Source organism: Alteromonas sp. RKMC-009 (assembly GCF_003584565.2).
GTDB lineage: Bacteria > Pseudomonadota > Gammaproteobacteria > Enterobacterales > Alteromonadaceae > Alteromonas.
The window spans coordinates 3,012,145-3,031,683 of the sequence record NZ_CP031010.1 but is presented as its reverse complement, the minus strand read 5'-3'; the positions used below and the strand labels follow the sequence as shown (position 1 = coordinate 3,031,683).

Below are 19,539 nucleotides of genomic sequence, written 5' to 3'. Positions count from 1 at the left end.
AGGGTGTGAGCTGTTGAACCTCACTAAACCGAAAGGTTGGTCGAACAATGCAGCCTTCGATTTAAAGTAAGTGTGACGTAAATGGCGACTGGTAACCACGGAACTTTTCCCGGTTTTGGCAGGAGCAATTCCCGAAATTCACAGGATCATGACGCCACTTTGACAAAACCGTTGTCGATGGCGAGATGAACCAGTTCAGTACTGGTTTTTACCTGAAGTTTACTTTTAAGCTGGGTGATGGCATTGGAAACCGTTTTGTCAGAAATATTCAAATCCTCTGCAATCCGTGTCCGCTTCTGACCCTTGGCTACACCCATAAACACATCGAATTCGCGACGGGTGAGCTGGTCGAAAATATCTTTCTTCTCACTGTAAGCATATGACGCAAGATTAATGGCCAGTTCGTGTTCAATATAAGTGCGTCCGGCCATTACAGTTTTTACCGCATCAAGCATTATTTCCGGTCTGCAACGTTTACTGATATAACCGCTGGCACCGGTATGCATTGCCCGGTTAACAATAGAGGCCTCGTCAAACATACTGAAAAATATGATTTTCAGTCCCGGCCACCGGCTGAGGAAGCGGGGAGCCAGGTTCAGACCACTGGCCTGCTCCAGGTTAATGTCCAGAATCATTACGTCCACATCATTCTGCGTCATACATGTCATCGCCTGGCGGGCGTTTTCCGCCTCGTGAATCGTGGCTTCCGGCAGCATCATTGACAGCAGGGCACCGTATCCCTGGCGTACAACGGCGTGATCATCAACAAGTAATATGTGCATGACTGCTCTTCTCCGTTCCGGCCGTCAAAGGAACAACAACCTGAATACGTGCTCCTTCTTCGAAATTGTCTTTTGCAAAATGCCCACCGGTAAGACGGGCTCTGTCACGCATGGATGCCAGTCCCAGTCCGTCGGAACATTCTGATTGTTCCGCAAATCCGGTACCGTTGTCGGTGATATTCAATGTCATGGCGTTTTGCGTCAGGGTGAGCGAAACGTGCACTTTTGAAGCATGTGCATGTCGTGCAACGTTGCTCAGCGCTTCCTGGGTGATGCGGTACAGATGCATGTCCCTCTCAATATTTTTTTCCGGGCTGAGGTCGGGAAGGGAGCAGGTAACAGCAATGTTGTGAATTTCTGACCAGCGTTCCAGCATTTCCCGCAGGGCGGAAACCAGGCCCATTTTATTCAGTGTGACGGGGTAGAGTTTATTAACCAGTTGCCGTATGCCGGACTGTATTTCTGCACATTGCTCGCCAAGTAAAGTGGCTGTGCGTTCTATGAATTTCGGGCTTTGTGTTTGCTGGCGCAACATGTAGCTTTGTACACGGATGCCGGTTACCAGCTGGCCCAGATTATCGTGTAATTCACGGGCGAGAGTCTGGCGTTCGTGCTCTTGCAGGGAAGCCAGTTTATTTCTCAGTTGCTGTACTTTGTTCTCTCTTTCTTCAAGTGCAGAGGCCATCAGTTGGGTATGGGTAACCACACTGTCAATTTCTTCAATATCGCTGTGTTCAACGTCAACACGATAATTGCCTTTCGCGACTTTACTGAGAGCTGAACTCAGTGCCTGTAAAGGCTTCATTCTTGACTGAACCACGATGTGCATTACGCTGAGAGTGAATAAAAGTGAAATCGCCAGTAAACCGAAAACCTGATAGACCGTGGTCAGGATCTCTTCCCGTTCAGCAGCGGGATTAGCAAACAGAAATAGTTGCCGGCGGGGATCTTCCGGATGACTGAACACACTTACAGGTTCTACGGGAAAAAATGAAGCATCCGGAGAATTAAGTGTTGAACCGGCCGGAGAATCGATTGCGAGGGCTGTAAGGTGACGGCTGTGCTGCATGGCTGCTTCTATGGTTGCAAAGTCAACGTTTTGTTCAATCAGCGCATCAGCCAGTGCCAGTGATGCGTTAATTTCGGTGGCAACATCTTTTGTTGCCTGAGTGTACATGATGAAAGCCAGCACTATTCCTGATATCAGATAGATACCTGTGATTGTAAGTGTAATTCTGCTGGTTGCTTTCATCGTTCTTTCGTACCTGAAGCCATAATGTATTTTAGTCAGCATCAGGTCAAAATTGCCTTGCCACTTTAGCTACAGATTTATAGTACTTTGGTAGGAAATGCTTCAGAGCCGGATTAAAGACAACAAAAAAGGAGCGCGATGCGCTCCTTTCATATGTAGTGGAATCGAACCCGCCGGATACCGGATTTATTGCGGGGCAGGGCCGGCACCATTAGATTTCGTTTCAGTGGCCGTGCCGGTTTGAGAGGTAAGGGCTGCAACCATAGCATTGTCGCCTTTTAATAAATCGGTGAGTGAACCACCGGCTTTATCTACCAGGCCGACTTCACGCAACAGGGCATCAACAACCGGTGCGTTTGCACGGTAATTCAACGCTGCCTGCGTAACCTGATCGGCCATACTGCCATTACCGGTACTTATTGTACCGTCTGCACCGCCGGCGGCATTGCCGGTCCCGTAGCCCTGCAGAATTTTAATGCCTTTAATATTTTCCAGCGGTTTCACCGCACTGGCGATGATTTCTGGCAATACATTTAGAATTGCCAGTGCTTTTTGCAATTCAATCTGCTCGTCCTTCAGGGTGTTTTCAGCATCGTACAGCGCCTGTTTACCCGCCGCTTCTACGGCCAGTACTTTTTCATCGGCCTGCGCCTGCAGCATTTTTGCATCAGCTGATGCTTTGGCTTCTGTTAAAATGGCTTCAGCCGCATTCTCCGCCGCTTCTTTCTTCGCCTGAGCTTCTACGGTAATACCTACTGCTTCCCGTTCCGCTTCTTTACGGGCGTCAATCACTTCAATTTCCATGCGACGCTTAGCTTCTGCAACCTGACGGGCTGTCGTTACCGCTTCTTCTTTCTCTACCTTAGTCTTTTCAGCTTCTGCGGCTTTAGCACGTGCAGCAGACTCTTCTTCTGATTTGGTAGCAACCGCAATTTGTTTAACCTGTTCGGCCACTTCAACGTCCTGCTGCTGGGCAATACGGGCTTCTTCCAGTGCTTTGCGCTTGGCAATCTCACGGGTTTCCAGCTCACGGGACTTGTCAATTTCAGCTGCTTCAACGGCTTTTTCTTTGGCAATGCCGGCTTCACGTTCTTCCCGTTCTTTTTGCTCCCGCTGTTTAGCGATTTCAGCTTTTTGCTCCTGACGCTTAAACTGCAAAACCTGCTCCTGCATCAGTCGGGCTTCTTCTTCTTCCCGTTTAATATTCAGCGACTCTTTTTCCGCTTCCAGATTACGGGTTTCAATCTTGATGCGGTTTTCCTGCTGGATATCGTTGGTTTCTTTACGCTTCTCTTCAATGATTTTTGCAAGACGGGCACGACCTTCAGCATCAAAGGCATTGTTCTCATTGAAGAAATCGAGGTCGGTCTGGTCGAAGCCGGTTAAACTTACCGATTCCAGTTCCAGACCATTTTTCTCAAGATCGTTTGCAACACTCTGCTGCACTTTCTGGACGAAATCTGCACGCTGTTCATGCATTTCGGTCATTGTCATTTCTGCAGCCACGGCACGAAGTACGTCAACAAACTTCGACTCCATCAGCTTTTTCACTTCTTCGGCCCGGGTTGTACGGGTACCTAAAGTTTGTGCCGCCATGGAAATGCCGCTGGCACTGGGCGCTACACGTAAGTAAAAGTCGGCTTTTACATCCACCCGCATGCGATCTTTGGTGATCAGCGCATCTTTCTGGGTTTTTTCTACCTCGATACGCAGGGTGTTCATGTTCACGGGAATGATTTCGTGCACCACCGGCAGCACAATCGCGCCGCCATCTTTAATGACTTTTTCACCGCCCAGACCGGTTCTGACGAAGGCCGTTTCTTTAGTGGCCCGTTTATAAAGCTTGGCGAAAATAAGACCAATGGCCAGCAGGGCGATAACGACAACAAGCCCGATAATGAGAACGGCGGGCAGATTATTAGCAGAGTAGGTTTCCATATTTACAACTTCCTTATTGCTGCAGGGTTATTTATAGCGGGTAGCAAGCCAACTATGCAGGCTTTTCTTTACGAGGATGATTTTTTCTCCGCGGGTGAAGGTTTCATCACTTTCAAAAGGCTCAACCAGTACATAGTGAACCTGGCGGTAACGATCAGTAAATTTCGCTTCCGCCGGACTGCCATTACGGGCAACGCCTATGGTGATTTCTCCTACAGCGCCAACAAATTCATCATTGTCGATGGCACTGCTTTCATTTTTTGGTAACAGACCTGCCAGTGCGCTGCCAAGCCGGCCGGTGAGGGGCAGGGAAACGAAAATAGCGATTGGAACACCAGCCGCCGGCGGTAAGAAGCGTCCGCCCAGAAAGCTGGCGTAAGACAGATTCAGTATGTAGCCGGTGAGTCCGAACAGGGTAAGAAGCAGAATGAACCAGATCATTACCGGTAATTTGTCCAGCGACAGCCAGTTCGTAAGGGCGGCCAGTCCTGACACAGACTCACCACCGCCAAGGTCGGGTTCAGGCATATCGTCGAAAATGCCTAATAAACTGATCCCCAGCGCCATGCCGAGTAATTCAATAATGAACAGTAAGATGACAATGCCAACTGCTGCACTGAACAGAAAGTTGGCATCATGAAAGAAGAATGTGGACATTTTTTCACCATCCTTGATGAATCCTGATTGCTATTTTTATAACACATTCTTATCAAATTGCGAGGAGTTTACAACGATCTTTAGTGCAGGTGAGATCCCTCAAGGGCTTCACCACTGGCATTGTAAAAACCACTGGCACCGGCTTCTATAAAGCCCTGGTGTACCATGTTGGTGAGAAACGGATCGGTATGATCATCGCCAATATCGGCATAATCAGTTGTCTGATATCCGTAGCGACTTGCAAAAAATGCGTTGATGCCTGCGTGTTCATGAGACAGCGACTGTTGTTGCCAGTGCATTTTCTGTTCGCCTTTAGTCACAGTGAACGAGACAATCAGTTGCAGGTTGTCTGCCCATACCAACTCGATGTGCCCGTTTTCACTGCCGGCAGTATAACGGGTACGGATATCGCAGCCTGACCCCTGTGAATCCTGTTTCTCCAGCCCGTCGATAAATGCTTGCTTGACCAGCTGATTGCGGTATTCCCAGTCGTTATCAACGCGGCCATGAATATTTTCGCCCGGCTGATATTCAATGCCCCGTTTGTGAGCATCAAAAAAGCGTGTTTGTTTTACCCGTTCATGCACATGTTCCCAAACCTGCGTGATGTCGCTGGCAGGATACTGGTGCGCAACCACATCAGGTTTTCGCCATAGGGTCAGTGAACGGCTCCGAACTTTGTCGTTGGTCGTCTCAGTAAGGGTATAGTCTGCTTTCACCCAGTTCTTTTCAGCATTACACTGAACCGGTTCTTCAGACGTTGCGGCAGTTACCGCCGAAGTAAACAGAGTAGATGCGGATAAAAGCAGGCCGCAGAGAAGAGTGTGAGATTGTTTCATTATTTATTACCAGCAAAAAAGGGACGACCAGACGGACGTCCCTGTATTCAGAGCTTATTGTTACTCGATGGCCGCTTCTGCGTCATCAATCAGACTTCCGGCAAAATCCATAACATGGAAGATAACGCTTTGCTCGTTAGTGCTGTTGACGAGGAATGCGCCAGGGCCTTTTGCATAAATGCCAACGTCTTCACCTGAGTGAGTTTCAGATGAAAGCGGGATTAAAGACTCCTGGTGGAAACCGGCAGCAGTGGTATCAACATCTGCCAGATCCTGACGACCGGCGTTGACATCATAGTTGTAGATTTCGTCAGCATCGGTTTCGTTGCCGAGGTCACGGAAGCCGTTACCGTTCATGTAACCAACCGTGGTGTATGGCATACCGTCAGCCGCAGTTGCAGCTTCATCAGCGCCAACGTTAACCACTTTACCCAAAATCGGATTACCCCGTTTCGGATAACCGGCAATGGTAAATACGTGGCCGTGGTCGGCTGTGACGATGATTAATGTATCTTCATCATCCGTTAACTCATCAGCTACAGCTACCGCATCAGCAAGGGCAATCGTATCGGTCAGTGCACCGTAGGCGTTACCGGCGTGGTGGGCATGGTCAATACGACCGGATTCCACCATCAGGAAGAAGCCGTCATCGTTGTTATCCAGAATCTTAATAGCTGCTTCTGTCATTTCACTGATTGACGGCTCACCGGCTACATCGTTAGCGCGGTCTGCGTCGTATTGCATGTGAGACTCATTGAACAGGCCGAAAACCCGCTCAGTGGTTTCTGTATCGAGGCCGTCAAAACCGGCCTGATCGTACAGGTAAACACCATTGGGATATTGCGCAGACCATTCTGCGGTCAGATCCCGTCCGTCTGTACGGTCACCTTCAACAGCGCTGACAGCGTCAGGGCTGTTAAAAGCAGCGTCTTTAGGCAGGAATGAACGGCGGCCGCCCCCCATAACAACTTCGATACCGTCAATGTCAGCACCGAAATGTGCTTCTGTGGCAGCTTCAAAACCAACCAGTTGCGCAGCAATATCGGAACAACCGGCAGTAATGGCCTCTGCAGGCATGTCGCCATCGTCTTCCCAGTTACGGTCAGCTGATTTGGCGTAAGTCGCTGCAGGTGTAGCGTGAGTGATACGTGCAGTAGACACGATACCGGTAGATTTACCGGCCAGTTCCGCCAGTTCCAGCGCCGTTACCAGCTCATTACCGGCAACGGTGCTGCAGTCACCGCGAACAATATTTTCGTTCACACCAATTACGCCAACATCGGTTTTCACGCCGCTCATCATTGCGGTCATGGTACCCGCTGAGTCTGGCGTTTGTGCATCAACGTTATAGGTTTTAGATAAACCGGCGAAAGGGAAGCGGTCGAAACTTAACTGGTTCTCTTCACCGTTGTCACCGTTCATCTGGCCTTCCATGATACGGGCTGCCGTCACAGTAGACACGCCCATACCGTCACCGACGAACAGGATAACGTTTTTCGCTTTACCTTTCAGCGATGCAACAGCCGCTTCCACAGAAGCGTGTTTGATCACTGTGGTATTGCTGGTAATAGTCTGAACGCCGTCCACAGAGGTTGTGCCGGTGGCATTCAGCCAGGTGGTTTTGGCCGCTTCAACTTCCGCCTGACCGGCTACGAAATATTCGTTGTTCAGGCTGGTCAGTAATTCACTGGTCGCCACTTCTGCATTAGCTGGTACACACACATAACTGGTTTCAGAAATTTCGCTGTCGCTTAACGCGCCGTCACCGTCGGCATCAAGGCCTGAATCAAAACGTACGCCGCTGTTCGGGCAGTTTGCATCGCCGGTGGCCAGTTCAGATTGTACTGTCAGGCTGTTTAATCCGTTGCTGCCGTCAGTACCGTCAGCGCCATCGTCACCGTCAAGAGAACAAGCGGTCAGGCCGGCCATGGCCATGGCTAAAAGGCTATATTTAAATACTTTCATGATATCCTCTTCTTATTCTTCAATCAGTCCGAGAGACTGGTTAATCAGGTGGAATACAACGCTTTGCTCAATGACACCCTGAATTAACTGGCTGCCGGGGCCTGTGCCGTGCAGGGCAATGTCTTCACCGGAGTGAGTTTCTGAAGACAGCGGGATAAGCGCTTCCTGGTGGTAGCCTGCAGCAGTGGTGTCCACGCTGGTAATGTCCATACGGCCAGCATTAATTTCTTCGCTGTAGATAGCGTCAGAATCGGTTTCTGTACCTAAATCGTTAAAGCCGAAACCATTCATGTAGCCCACAGTGGTATATGGCATGCCGTCAGCAGCAGTAGCCGCTTCATCAGCACCCACGTTAACTACTTTGCCCAGGATCGGGTTACCGCGCTTAGGATAGCCGGCAATAGTAAACACGTGGCCGTGGTCAGCCGTGACCAGAATCAGTGTTTCTGAAGGATCGGTTTTCGCTACCGCAGCTTCGATAGCCTGCTCAAACGCCAGTGTTTCAGACAGTGCACCGGAGGCATTACCTGCATGGTGAGCGTGGTCGATACGACCTGATTCCACCATCAGGAAGAAGCCTTTGTCGTTGTTATCGAGAATGTCGATTGCTTTAGAAGTCATCTCTGCAATGGAAGGCTCACCGGCAACATCGTTGGCGCGGTCTGCCTCGTACTGCATGTGAGATTCGTTGAACAGACCAAACAGACGGGTCGTGGAAGCGGCATCCACCGCATCGAATCCGGCCTGATCGGTTACGTAGACACCGTCGCTGTACATTTCCTGCCACTCAGCAGTCAAATCACGGCTGTCAGTACGGTCGCCTTCTGTTTCACTTACCGCGTCATTACTGTTAAATGCAGCATCATTCGGCAGGAAGTGACGGCGGCCGCCGCCCATGGCAACATCAATACCGTCAACGTCTATACCGGTGTAACGGCTTTCCAGATAATCTTCAAAATGTACCAGCTGGTCGGCAATGTCAGCACAACCGGCTGTGACGGCCGCTTCCGGCATATCAGATACGTCTTCCCAGTTGCGGTCTGCTGATTTGGCATAAGTGGCTGCCGGCGTGGCGTGAGTCAGACGGGCCGTTGATACCACACCGGTAGACAGTCCTTTAATTTCAGCCAGTTCCAGTGCGGTAATCACTTCATTACCGGCAACTGTTGAACATTCGCCACGTTCGATGTCTTCATCTACACCGATTACACCCACGTCAGTTTTCAGTCCTGACATCATGGCTGTCATCGTACCCGCTGAATCCGGAGTCTGGGCATCTACGTTATAGGTTTTTACCAGTGCAGTACCGGGAAAGCTTTCCCACGCTAAGTAACCTTCTTCACCGGGGTTGCCCGCCAGCTGGCCTTTACGGATTCGTGACGCCGTCAGCGTTGAAATACCCATACCGTCACCCACAAACAGGATCACGTTTTTGGCTTTAAAATTATTGGTGGTTTCCAGTTTCTCAGTGAGTTTGGTTTGTGCGTCGGTGAACCAGGCACTTTCAGACTGATAAGCAGGGAGCACATCCGCCTGCAAACCAGTTGAAACCGCCAGAGCCAGAGCGCTGACAGAAGCTTTCCAGTTAAATTTCATTATGACATTCCTAATTATGTTTTTGATTACCGGCGCTGTAGACAGAAGCAGCCGTGTGTCTGCGGCAGGGTGCGGGAAGCAGGCAGGTGATGTGTGTAACCTCTCTTCCCTGAAAGTATCGGTTCCCCGACCGGACGGTGAAACAGAGTAGGCGGCCTGTATGACGAACAGGTTAATCTGAGATGAATGATTTATGTCGGATTGATGTCGGTTTTATGAAAAATGTTATAACATAACATGTTGTTTTAATTGATTATTTGAGGGGCGCAGTAAAGAAATGACTGGTCTCAGGCAGTCAACTCTGCTTTATTTAGTCTGTGTACACTTCGCTTAATTTAATCACGATCCAGCCGCTGATGTAGATGTTTTGAGGGCGGCGGGCGTCGTAAATAATCCCGTTCTCGTACATGGAACTCAGTTCTTTGCGACTGAACCGAAGATGATTTTTCCGGTAGTAGTTTCTAAGCAGGAGTGGTTTATCAAATTTGATGTGAGTTTCAGGCGATACGGGTTCACTGAAACCAATATTTCCTACCGCTACCGTAATATTTTGCTCATCTGTTGCAATGACTTTTAAGGGCACAAAACGATATTTAATGTTACTGGATCTATCCAGTTCATAATAATCAACAAACAAAAAGTCGCTTTTCCTCGGCTGGGAGATAATCGTAGAGGCGACAGCCTGCAGGTACTGACCGTGTAAAAGGTAAATGGCAATCAGACTGCCCACCGCCAGAAACTCCCAGTGATTTTTCACAAACTCAATGAAACCAGCGCGCTTCCCCACAATCAAAATCCTTTTGATTCTCCATATTGTTAGCTTTGTATATATCCGCAGACAGGTCAAGCAGGGAAAAGCGGCGACGAGAGATATTCGTTTGCGGAAATATTATATTGACGTTCGCACGGCGGATAGTATGTGAATAATCAGGTACTAATCGATTATCCACTTTACTTTCGATTAAGTGTAGTCTGAGATATTGGATTTATTAAAAATATGAATAAATTTTAGTTTAAAAGTATTAGTTTTTTCGAAATTAATCCGCGAAATTACCTTGTATGGGTTGTATTCATAGGTTTTAATTCGTCGTATACTGATTTACAAGAGTGTTGGATTAATTTCTAATAACTCATTAAGGAGAGAGCTGAGCAGTATTTTCCGATTCATTCAATTTTCAAGGAAAGAATTAGGAATACCTATGAATCATTTAATTTCAAAGTCTCACATAATTTCATCCATTCTGCCAATTCTGGTTGGGATAACGATTTTTCTGCCTAATGGAAAAGTAAACGCAAGTACTGAAAATATTCCCATTGATTTGGCTGTTGCGCCGGAGAAAAGTACTATAAAGCGTAAAAGTGGTGTTACTGAAATTGTGTTAGAAATGAAAAACATGTTACCGGCAGCTGATTATTCTTCAACTGTTAAAAGTTATTATCCTTCAATAGAAAAGCTTACCAAACCTGAAGGGCTGACCTCTGCACAATCTAAGAGTGACAGCGCTCAGACAATTGAAGGGGCGATGGCCACTGCCAGTCAAAATAGTATGAGAATTTCCAATGATTTAAACCAATTTTCAGAGGAGGTTAAATCACAAAAAGATTCTGTGAATAACAGCGATGAAATCCTAAAAGCTCTTTATACGTTATACTTTAGAGAAATTTATAAGCAATGTCACTTAAAGATGTTAACTCCGCTCGATTCACTTTATGCTACTGAAATAAAAGATGAAAAAAATCTTGCATCAGCTATCCAGTCTGTGAAAGTTTCTCAACACCGGTATCTGTCTGCAAAAAAAGGTACTTATTCTGATATCGTGGAGTTCATTAAATACAACTTTTTGAAAAATCCGAATATGTCAGAGCCAGATTGGCAAAATGTTACTCAACAATTAGCTCAACAACAAGTGGAAAATTACAATTGGCTAGAAGTATCTGAAGACTGCGTGCAAGCTGCCACTATGGTTGATAATGAACTTGCAAAAACCACATCACAAAAAAATCTAATATTTGAAGCAGGTAAGACCCTTGAGTATACCTTGACCCGAAATTATCTTGGAGACATCAAAACGTGGACATACATATGGGAGCAGGAATCGCCTGTTGTCTGGTTGTACAATATTAGTTATGTGTATATATCACCCGAATCATCGAAGAAGTATTACACTGAATCATATGGTGATGAGGATGGGAGTTATATTGTGCGCCAGTATGATAATAGTGGCGCAGATTATTTACCTGCAGGATTATTTACATATATTTTGCAGCCAGAAACCTACCGAGCAACCGGCAATTCATGGGGAGTGTCAGCTGGCTTAAGCCTAGATCCAGAGCGTCCAGGAATTTTGGGCGGTGGTAGTTATACCTTGGGTCAAAATATTACTTTTACATTGGGTTTGGCAATGACAAAAGAGCAACAGTTGAACGGAAAATACAGCGCGTATGCCCGAATTCAGATAATAAGTGCACCACTCATGGTTAACGGGTGATAGATGATCAACTGCCTGTTGGTGGTATTCTAAAGTCGCCAAACAATTAGAGTATTACCATGAGTTACAAGCAGTTGATCGAGGGACAACGATACCAGATTGAGGCCTACTTACGCGAGGGTTTCAGTTACAGGGAGATCGGAAAACGTCTGAGCGTGAGTCACAGCACAATCAGTCGGGAAGTAAATCGCAATAGAATTCGGGATAACCACTATTTGCCGGAAGTGGCTCAGGCGAAGGCATTGAAGCGACGTAGCCAAGCCGCAAAGTTCAGGATGTCTGAACTGACGATTACCTTTGTTGAGTTCGGGCTGAACGAAAAATGGAGCCCTGAGCAAATTGCTGGTGTAGGTAAAATCATCGGTCATCATGTCAGTCACGAATGGATTTATCGCTACGTCCAGCGTGATAAATTGAGTGGCGGTAGGTTGTACAAACAGCTGCGCCAGAGTCACAGAAGGTATCGTAAAGGTGACCGTGCGAAGCGGATAATTATTCCGAATCGCGTTGGCATTGAGCATCGTCCCGCTATTGTGAACAAGAAAAAACGGTTCGGTGACTGGGAAGCTGACACGGTTCTGGGCAAGCAAGGAACGGGCGCGATTGTTAGTCTAGTCGAGCGCAAAAGTAAGCTATACCTGATACGCAAAGTGCCAGCGAAAAGCGCAGCAGACGTGGCCCGAGCCATAGTTGGCATGCTGTGGAAATATCGAGGTCATGTCCGAACAATCACAGCGGACAACGGCAGCGAATTCTGTGACCACGAGCTGGTCGCTGAGAAGCTCAAAACCAATATCTACTTCGCGAATCCGTACTCATCCTGGGAACGCGGACTGAATGAGAACTTCAACGGTTTACTGCGCCAGTACATCAGGAAAGGCACCGATTTACGGACGGTATCGGATAGGCAAATTAGTGAAATAGAGCGGGCATTAAATGCCAGACCGAGAAAGAGCCTCGGCTTCAGGCAACCTGTTGCGGTATTCAATGAATTACGCAAGGCTGCCTAATTTAGCGAGTGGTGCACTTCGGAGTTGAATTCGCGATGAAGTTTCTCACGATTTTAATGACGAAACCCCAGTATTAACTAACGCGGAACTTACTCACGAACAACTTGTTGAATCTACCTACAAACCAAGTTGGTTTTTTGCAGTTGGATTTACTTTTGAATAACTAAATGTCTCAGGCTTCAGAATGCTGTGAAAATATTTGGTTTTTTAATAAAATTCCGAGACATCCTACGATTTAGGGGCGGCTGCTTTTAACATTAAAAATTAGTTAGTTTTTTGATTGTCCATCTATTTCCGGCGAACTGAATTCCGTTTCAGGCTTATTCCCGTTCGGGCATCATAAAACCCTGTTGTTGAAACGTAACGTCCGTTTCACTGATTTTTAAAACCGATGCTCGATCGTACCAGTGGCCCAGAACGATACGAGTAGCGTGCTTTAGGCGCGTAGATGACAGGGCGGTGGGTGTATCTTCTCTTCCCTGAAAGTATCGGTTCCCACCCAGACTGCGAAACAGATTAGGTGGTCTGTATGACAGACAAGTCATTATGAGATGAATGGTTTATATCGGATCGATATTGGTTTTATGAAAAATTGTGAGAGTTTGACCTGCTTAACTGCACTTATTTTTATCAAACCAGTCAGTTAAATTCGCTCGACATATTTTGAAGTCCTTACGCTGTATACGAGCCAATAGCCGTGTTTTCTGGTTTAACGCTGCTGGCAACAAATGACTTCTCTCGTTTAGATGTAGTGAAGAAGGCATCATTTTGCTGCTGCTATCATTAAATCTATTAATAAGAAGGGAGTTTATAATGAGTAAAGTTAGTGTGTTATTAGAAGTAAACACCCCCGTTCAAAACGCATTTTCGTTACATGCAGCTCAAGCTAGTTCAGCGCTTGATGCATTTGAGAAGGCCGAATCGTTAATTGCCAATTTACCTGCCCAAGGACTTGATGTTGTAGACGATATTGCGCCTATACCAATGTTTGATGATACCGACGAGGGCAATGTTGGTTTGCTTGCTGCATTTGGTGTGTCAGAAACCAACGATGATATGCGGGCGAAGTCGATGGTGGTGTCTTGCGAGGTAAACCGGAAACAATTAGCAAACTTGGATGGTCGTGATGACGTTATAGTATGGCCCAACTCACCCGTATCACCATTACAGTCTTGCCAGTGCGGTGCGCCGGATGAACAAACCTTAAAACCCGCTCATCTGTTTGATCAGGCTAATTCGGCTAATGGTGTAGATTGCAGACCGTTCAGGCCAGGGGCTACCATTGCAGACATTAGGCAACTATTGGGAACTGACGCTATTTGGCAACGTGGTTTTCGAGGCCAGAACATGGTAGTAGGAATCATTGATGAAGGCGTTAACGGTGAGGTTTACCCGGTTGTGGGTGGCTTTAGCGCAGAAAATGCCAAGTTAAAGCCTGGAGAGGCTTCAATAACCAGTCATGGTTCTATGTGTGCAGCAGATGTTTTAGTTGCCGCCCCAGCAGCCAAACTATACGACTATCCGTTTTTGGGGATAGCTAATTCCGGTGGGGTAATGAGTATGCTGCAGGCTATCCTTAACCAGCGCCGTATTGATGGCACTCCGCATCTTTCCAACAACAGTTATGGCTATACCGGAATTCCCAGTTCTACGCGTTACCCTCGCCACGAAATCTGGGATATTAATCACCCGGTCAATCGCAAAGTTCGTGAGGTGGTGGCCTCTGGTTGTCCTGCGCTTTATGCCGCTGGGAACTGTGGTGAACAGTGCCCAAGTGGTAATTGCCATCCTTCCGGAATAGGGCGGGGCGATTCAATCCACGCCGCGAATAGCCTCAAGGAGGTAATTACCGTGGCAGCCGTAAACAGTCGCCATGAGCGGGTGGGCTACTCGTCGCAGGGACCAGGCATATTTGAACATTACAAACCTGATGTTGCTGGATATACGCATTTATTTGCTAATTTTGGGCCGGGGCGGCCAGGCGGCACGCGCCCAGGATTTGACAGCGGTACTTCAGCGGCTACTCCGGTGGTGGCCGGTGTAGCTGCTTTGCTTATGAGCGCTTTTCCCCATTTGACCCCGGAAGAACTTAAAAGCGTTTTGATTATGGGGGCATACAACCTTGGCACACCGGGTTGGGACGCCGATACCGGGTATGGCGTAATTAACGCAGCAGCGAGTTATTTTTTACTACAACGTGGCGCACTATAATAAGTGTTGCGAGTTGTTATAATCTGTAGCTCTGGAAACAAACACTCGCTGACGGGTTTACATCCGCAGTTAAGCTACGTCAGTGATATTCGGCTATACTACTACTGAATACCTTTGGACGCAGATCGTATGAAATGGCTGTTAACCGTTAACACTAATTGCAATATCGACCAGTTAGCTTCGCAGTTGAGAGACGCAAACTTAGGTCAGATAGCCAGCGCTATCACCATCCCCCTAGGAGACAATGAAGTTGTGGTCAATATCGAGGCACCCAGTGACGCTGAAAGCGAAATCAGAAATCTACCCAATGTTATTGATATTTACCCCGACTCTGATCTCACCGGCGATTAGTGACTATCCTCGCATGAGCTGACTGAATTCATCCAATACGTTTATTAATAGTTCCATACAACTTGGGTAGAATCCATTTTGAAACGGAGCCTAATGTTGACTGTTCAAAGCTCACGAGTTCTGTGGGGGGCTCTAAGCAGGAGACGGTATAAGTTATCTTGCCACTCATGTCTCTCGGAAGCTCGGCGGAAAAAGCACTGAAGAGCTGCTTTTTGTGCTTCTCAACACTGCGACTTTTCAACAGGCTATCTGGCTGTTAAGTGATAAAAGCTATTGATTTAGGTTCTTTAAAAGTACAACAGTTTTTTACGTGTGCGGTCGCTGCCGTAGCGATAACTAAATATCTATTACGAACGAATTGCTGATCATAACAACAAATAAGTTGACATTCGGCTAAACGATCATTTTGTTCGTATTCCGGCCTATAACTTTCATAAACAGTATTTGTTTTAATAACTGAATATTGTTTAGATTGCTGGGGTTCTACCACTGTCCAGAAACAAGAAAATCCCGCTGCTGCAACGTAACTTCCGTTCCACTGACTTTTAAAACCGAGCCTTGATCGTACCAGTCGCCCAGCACTATACGGGTAGCGGGTTTACCGTTGGCTTTCAGGGCGTGGATGGCTGGGCGGTGGGTGTGACCGTGGATCATTCGCTGTACGTTGAAGTGTTCCATGGCTTTCACCACCTCTTCCGGCGTTACATCCATGATTTCAGGTTTCAGGCCCTGCTGGTTTAACTTGCTTTGCTTACGTCCGTTCTCGGCGACCTTACGGCGGTATGAAAGTGGCAATGCCAGCATAAGCCGTGGCCACCACCAGCTGCGGCTTTTCTTACGGAATTTCTGGTAGGCAATGTCTTTTGTACATAACTCATCACCGTGGCTGATGAGGGTAGGGGTGCCGTATAAATCAATGACAGCCTGTTCGGGCAGTAATGTCATACCGGCTTGGGTTGCCCATTCCTGACGGATTGCAAAGTCACGGTTGCCGTGAATGAAAAATACCGGTGTGGTTTTACTGACCTGTTTAAATGCGGCTGCAATCGCGTCATTGAAAGGCGTTTTGTTGTCATCACCTATCCACACTTCAAACAAATCACCCAGCACGTAGAGTGCATCCGCCTGTGGCGCTTCGTTTTCTAAAAAAGTCATCAGACACTGAGTAATGTCAGGACGGTCTTCGCTCAGGTGAATATCGGCAATGAAGTAAGTAAATGGCATGCAGCTAAGTGTGACAATATGGGGGAAGAGGGATCAGAGACAGCAGGAACTGTCTCTGAACAAAGTTATCGCCGGATTACTCAGCAATAACCGCTTTTTCGATAACAACAGGCTCTGCAGGTACGTCCTGGTGGAAGCCGCTGGTGCCGGTTTTCACAGCTTTGATTTTCTCAACCACGTCCATGCCTTCAGACACTTTACCGAATGCACAGTAGCCCCAGCCGTTTACTGATTCGCTGGAGAAGTTCAGGAAGTCGTTGTTGTTCACGTTAATGAAGAACTGCGCTGTTGCTGAGTGCGGATCATTTGTACGTGCCATGGCGATTGTGCCTTTTTCATTGGCAACGCCATTGTTCGCTTCATTGGCAATAGGTGCGTTGGTCGATTTCTGATCCATATCCGGTGTGAAACCACCGCCCTGAATCATGAAACCGTCGATAACACGGTGGAAAATCGTGTTGTCGTAAAAGCCTTCTTTTACGTAGTTTAAGAAGTTTTCAACGGTTGCCGGTGCCTTATCTGCAAAAAGCTCCAGTGTGATGTCACCGTAATTTGTTTTTAACGTAACCATGAATTCGCCCCTTATCTTGTGTCCCGGCGGTTAAAGTGGGGTAATGGTAGCTGATTTCCTCCGTGAGTTAAATTAATCACTGTTAAAAGGCGGCAAAACCTGTGCGACCGCAACGGGTAGTGCTACACTTTCGCCCCGAATTTGAATCCTGAGCTAAAAAACGAGGACAACCATGCTACACCTTTACAACACACTGACCCGGGAAAAAGCCCCTTTTGTACCGCTGAAAGAAGGATGCGTGGGTTTATATGTGTGTGGTATCACGGTGTACGATCTCAGCCACATGGGGCATGCCCGTACCTATTTAAGCTTTGATGTGCTGGTACGTTATCTGCGCCATCTTGGATTTGATGTGAACTACGTGCGTAACATTACTGACGTAGATGACAAGATTATTGCCAGAGCGAATGAAAATGGCGAAACCACCGGTGAACTGACTGCCCGTACCATCGCCATGATGCACGAAGATTTCGCTGCCATTAATTTACTTGAGCCGGATATCGAGCCCCGTGTAACCACGCACATGGCTGAAATTGTGGATATCATTGAAAAACTGCTGGATAAAGGCTTTGCTTATGTAGCAGAAAGCGGTGATGTGCTGTTTGATGTCAGTAAGTTTGGTGACTACGGCAAACTGAGCAAGCAAAACCTGGAACAGTTACAGGCCGGTGCCCGCGTTGAAGTGGCGGCGGGTAAAGATGATCCGCTGGATTTTGTGCTGTGGAAAAAAGCCAAAGCCGGAGAGCCTTTCTGGACTTCGCCCTGGGGCGACGGCCGTCCCGGCTGGCACATTGAATGTTCTGCCATGAATCACAAGCACCTGGGTGCACACTTTGATATTCACGGCGGCGGCTCTGACTTAACCTTCCCTCACCATGAAAATGAAGTGGCTCAATCCTGCTGTGCCTTTGATACGCCGTATGTAAACACATGGATGCATACCGGTATGGTGCAGGTAGATAACGAGAAGATGTCCAAGTCGCTGGGCAACTTTTTTACCCTGCGTGATGTATTGCAGGAACACGATGCAGAATCCCTGCGTTTCTTCCTGATGTCGGCTCATTACCGCAGTCAGCTGAGCTACTCGCAGGATAACATCAGTCAGGCAAAATCAGCACTTGAACGTTTGTACACAGCCCTTCGCGGTGTGGATATAAACTCTGCCACTGATTTGTCTTACGGCGGTTACCTTGAGCGCTTTGAAACGGCAATGAACGACGATTTGAATGTGCCTGAAGCGATGTCTGTCCTGTTTGACCTGGCCCGCGAGCTCAATAAGCAAAAAGCCGGGGCGGAAGAAGCCGGTAAACTGGCTGCGGTACTGAAAGGTCTGGGAGCGATTTTAGGTATTTTGCAAACCGCGCCGGAAACCTGGTTGCAGGGCGGCAGCAATGATGATGAGAGCGCCGAAATTGAAGCACTTATCAAACAACGTAACGATGCCCGTGCTGCGAAAGACTGGCCGGCTGCGGACGCTGCCCGTGATGCATTGGCGGCAATGAATGTTGTTCTTGAAGACGGACCGTCCGGAACGACCTGGCGTAAAGGCTGACAAGCGACAGTATTTTCAAAAGATACTGAATGAAAGGGCCCTGCGGATTATTCCAACGGGCCTTTTGTTTGGTTCTCAATACCGGCATCAGGCACCGGCCGGTTCTTTTCAGCCAGTTCGGTTTTCCAGCGCTGTTGTGCCACATGGGCTTTCACCAACTCCAGACACTCGTTAATCACTCCCAGCACCTCTTTATCCAAATCATCCGTGACCGGCGTGTAATCGTGTAAACCGGCTTCTACAAAATGATCAATCTTGCGGGCGTCGATGTCCGAAAGTAAGTTAATAATGGATGCGGTCACGATGTCGGTTACAGCCGACTCCAGCGTGCTTTCAATGGTTTTTCCCACCACCGGAATATAGTGCAGAGTCGATACCTGCTCGTTACTTTTCACCGCTTTGCCAACCGAGCGTCTGACGTGTTCGCGGATCGCTTCACCATAATGTCCGTCGCTGATGGACTGACCGAAATGATTCAGCACACCGGCAACCCATTCAGTCAGAACAGGGCGGCGGGGGGCGAGCACCTGACGGGTAATATCGTCAACCAGTGGTGACCCTGCAGAAATGTCTTTTTGTGCATCGCTGAGTACTTTAACGACAATGCGGTCAGACAGCTCTTCCACAAAAACATCGTAATAAAAGCGGAAGAAACGAAAAATAGCAGTACGGTTTAAGTCGATGATGTCGAATTTATGCAGCCGGTGCAAAATCGAAAAAATACGCAGAAAACGGAAAATGCGGGTTGCCCCGAGAGGAATGAGGCCGACAATATCGTACCAGTGCAGGAAGGGGAAAAAGTACCAGCGCAAATGCTCTTTCCGCACCACTGACACAACCCAGCGAAAGCAAAATTCAACAAAGAAAATGGCAATGAATACCAGGTCGACAAGAATGAAATTTTTATGGATGGGGTCGTAGGTGCCGGTAAATCCAGGCAGCAGATTTTCCAGTTGCTGGTGGATGACGGCAGTGCCGTAGAGGGCATCGAAGAGCAGCCAGGCCAGGTTTACCAGCAATAAACCCAGCATAACCAAATCAAGAATTAACCAGGGCGTTTCGTGACTTTTCCGTAAGTTGTCCCAGTTAATTCTCAACATGG

Annotated in this window: 16 protein-coding genes; 5 read left to right on the top strand and 11 right to left on the bottom strand. The window is 47.6% G+C overall.

What is annotated here, in order from left to right; translation table 11 throughout:
- Nucleotides 1-146 precede the first annotated feature (146 nt).
- The 8 genes from DS731_RS13435 to DS731_RS13400 form a co-directional block, all read right to left on the bottom strand.
- Nucleotides 147-782 carry a response regulator transcription factor gene (locus tag DS731_RS13435; protein ID WP_119501813.1) on the bottom strand — a complete coding sequence of 212 codons (636 nt, stop codon included), beginning with the start codon at nt 780-782 and terminating at the stop codon, nt 147-149.
- Nucleotides 763-2,034 (bottom strand): sensor histidine kinase, encoded by a 1,272-nt coding sequence (locus DS731_RS13430; protein WP_161599155.1) that lies wholly within the window; start codon nt 2,032-2,034, stop codon nt 763-765. The genes DS731_RS13435 and DS731_RS13430 overlap by 20 nt, the downstream gene beginning before the upstream one ends.
- A gap of 186 nt (nt 2,035-2,220) precedes the next feature.
- Complete coding sequence (locus tag DS731_RS13425; protein WP_119501811.1) at nt 2,221-3,972, bottom strand: flotillin family protein; 1,752 nt, start codon at nt 3,970-3,972, stop codon at nt 2,221-2,223.
- A 27-nt stretch (nt 3,973-3,999) separates the two neighbouring features.
- Nucleotides 4,000-4,629, bottom strand: a complete 630-nt coding sequence (locus DS731_RS13420) for an OB-fold-containig protein (RefSeq protein WP_119501810.1) — start codon at nt 4,627-4,629, stop codon at nt 4,000-4,002.
- Between the two features lie 80 nt (nt 4,630-4,709).
- The gene (locus tag DS731_RS13415) at nt 4,710-5,468 is read right to left on the bottom strand and encodes a hypothetical protein (RefSeq protein WP_119501809.1); all 759 of its coding nucleotides are present in this window, start codon (nt 5,466-5,468) and stop codon (nt 4,710-4,712) included.
- 60 nt (nt 5,469-5,528) lie between these two features.
- Complete coding sequence (locus DS731_RS13410) at nt 5,529-7,433, bottom strand: alkaline phosphatase (protein WP_119501808.1); 1,905 nt, start codon at nt 7,431-7,433, stop codon at nt 5,529-5,531.
- A 12-nt stretch (nt 7,434-7,445) separates the two neighbouring features.
- Nucleotides 7,446-9,029 carry an alkaline phosphatase gene (locus tag DS731_RS13405; protein WP_119501807.1) on the bottom strand — a complete coding sequence of 528 codons (1,584 nt, stop codon included), beginning with the start codon at nt 9,027-9,029 and terminating at the stop codon, nt 7,446-7,448.
- Between the two features lie 310 nt (nt 9,030-9,339).
- Nucleotides 9,340-9,816, bottom strand: coding sequence for a hypothetical protein (locus DS731_RS13400; protein WP_119501806.1), 477 nt, complete (start codon nt 9,814-9,816; stop codon nt 9,340-9,342).
- A 412-nt stretch (nt 9,817-10,228) separates the two neighbouring features.
- Between DS731_RS13400 and DS731_RS13395 the strand changes: the two genes are divergently transcribed.
- From DS731_RS13395 to DS731_RS13380, 4 genes are all read left to right on the top strand, one after another.
- The gene (locus tag DS731_RS13395) at nt 10,229-11,518 is read left to right on the top strand and encodes a hypothetical protein (RefSeq protein ID WP_119501805.1); all 1,290 of its coding nucleotides are present in this window, start codon (nt 10,229-10,231) and stop codon (nt 11,516-11,518) included.
- Nucleotides 11,519-11,577: 59 nt separating this feature from the next.
- Nucleotides 11,578-12,528 (top strand): IS30 family transposase, encoded by a 951-nt coding sequence (locus DS731_RS13390; RefSeq protein ID WP_119501804.1) that lies wholly within the window; start codon nt 11,578-11,580, stop codon nt 12,526-12,528.
- An 813-nt stretch (nt 12,529-13,341) separates the two neighbouring features.
- Nucleotides 13,342-14,739 (top strand): S8 family peptidase, encoded by a 1,398-nt coding sequence (locus DS731_RS13385; RefSeq protein ID WP_119501803.1) that lies wholly within the window; start codon nt 13,342-13,344, stop codon nt 14,737-14,739.
- Between the two features lie 129 nt (nt 14,740-14,868).
- A complete protein-coding gene (locus DS731_RS13380; RefSeq protein WP_119501802.1) occupies nt 14,869-15,090 on the top strand; it encodes a hypothetical protein in 222 nt (73 codons plus the stop codon).
- A 483-nt stretch (nt 15,091-15,573) separates the two neighbouring features.
- Here the strand turns inward: DS731_RS13380 and lpxH are convergent, their stop codons facing one another.
- Nucleotides 15,574-16,314 carry a UDP-2,3-diacylglucosamine diphosphatase gene (lpxH, locus tag DS731_RS13375; protein ID WP_119501801.1) on the bottom strand — a complete coding sequence of 247 codons (741 nt, stop codon included), beginning with the start codon at nt 16,312-16,314 and terminating at the stop codon, nt 15,574-15,576.
- A 76-nt stretch (nt 16,315-16,390) separates the two neighbouring features.
- Nucleotides 16,391-16,885, bottom strand: coding sequence for a peptidylprolyl isomerase (locus DS731_RS13370; protein ID WP_119501800.1), 495 nt, complete (start codon nt 16,883-16,885; stop codon nt 16,391-16,393).
- Between the two features lie 172 nt (nt 16,886-17,057).
- On the opposite strand from DS731_RS13370, the gene cysS reads away from it, so the two are divergent.
- Nucleotides 17,058-18,437: a cysteine--tRNA ligase gene (gene cysS / locus DS731_RS13365; protein ID WP_119501799.1), complete on the top strand. Its 1,380-nt coding sequence runs from the start codon at nt 17,058-17,060 to the stop codon at nt 18,435-18,437.
- Nucleotides 18,438-18,484: 47 nt separating this feature from the next.
- Here the strand turns inward: cysS and DS731_RS13360 are convergent, their stop codons facing one another.
- Nucleotides 18,485-19,537, bottom strand: coding sequence for an ion transporter (locus DS731_RS13360; RefSeq protein WP_119501798.1), 1,053 nt, complete (start codon nt 19,535-19,537; stop codon nt 18,485-18,487).
- Nucleotides 19,538-19,539 lie beyond the last annotated feature (2 nt).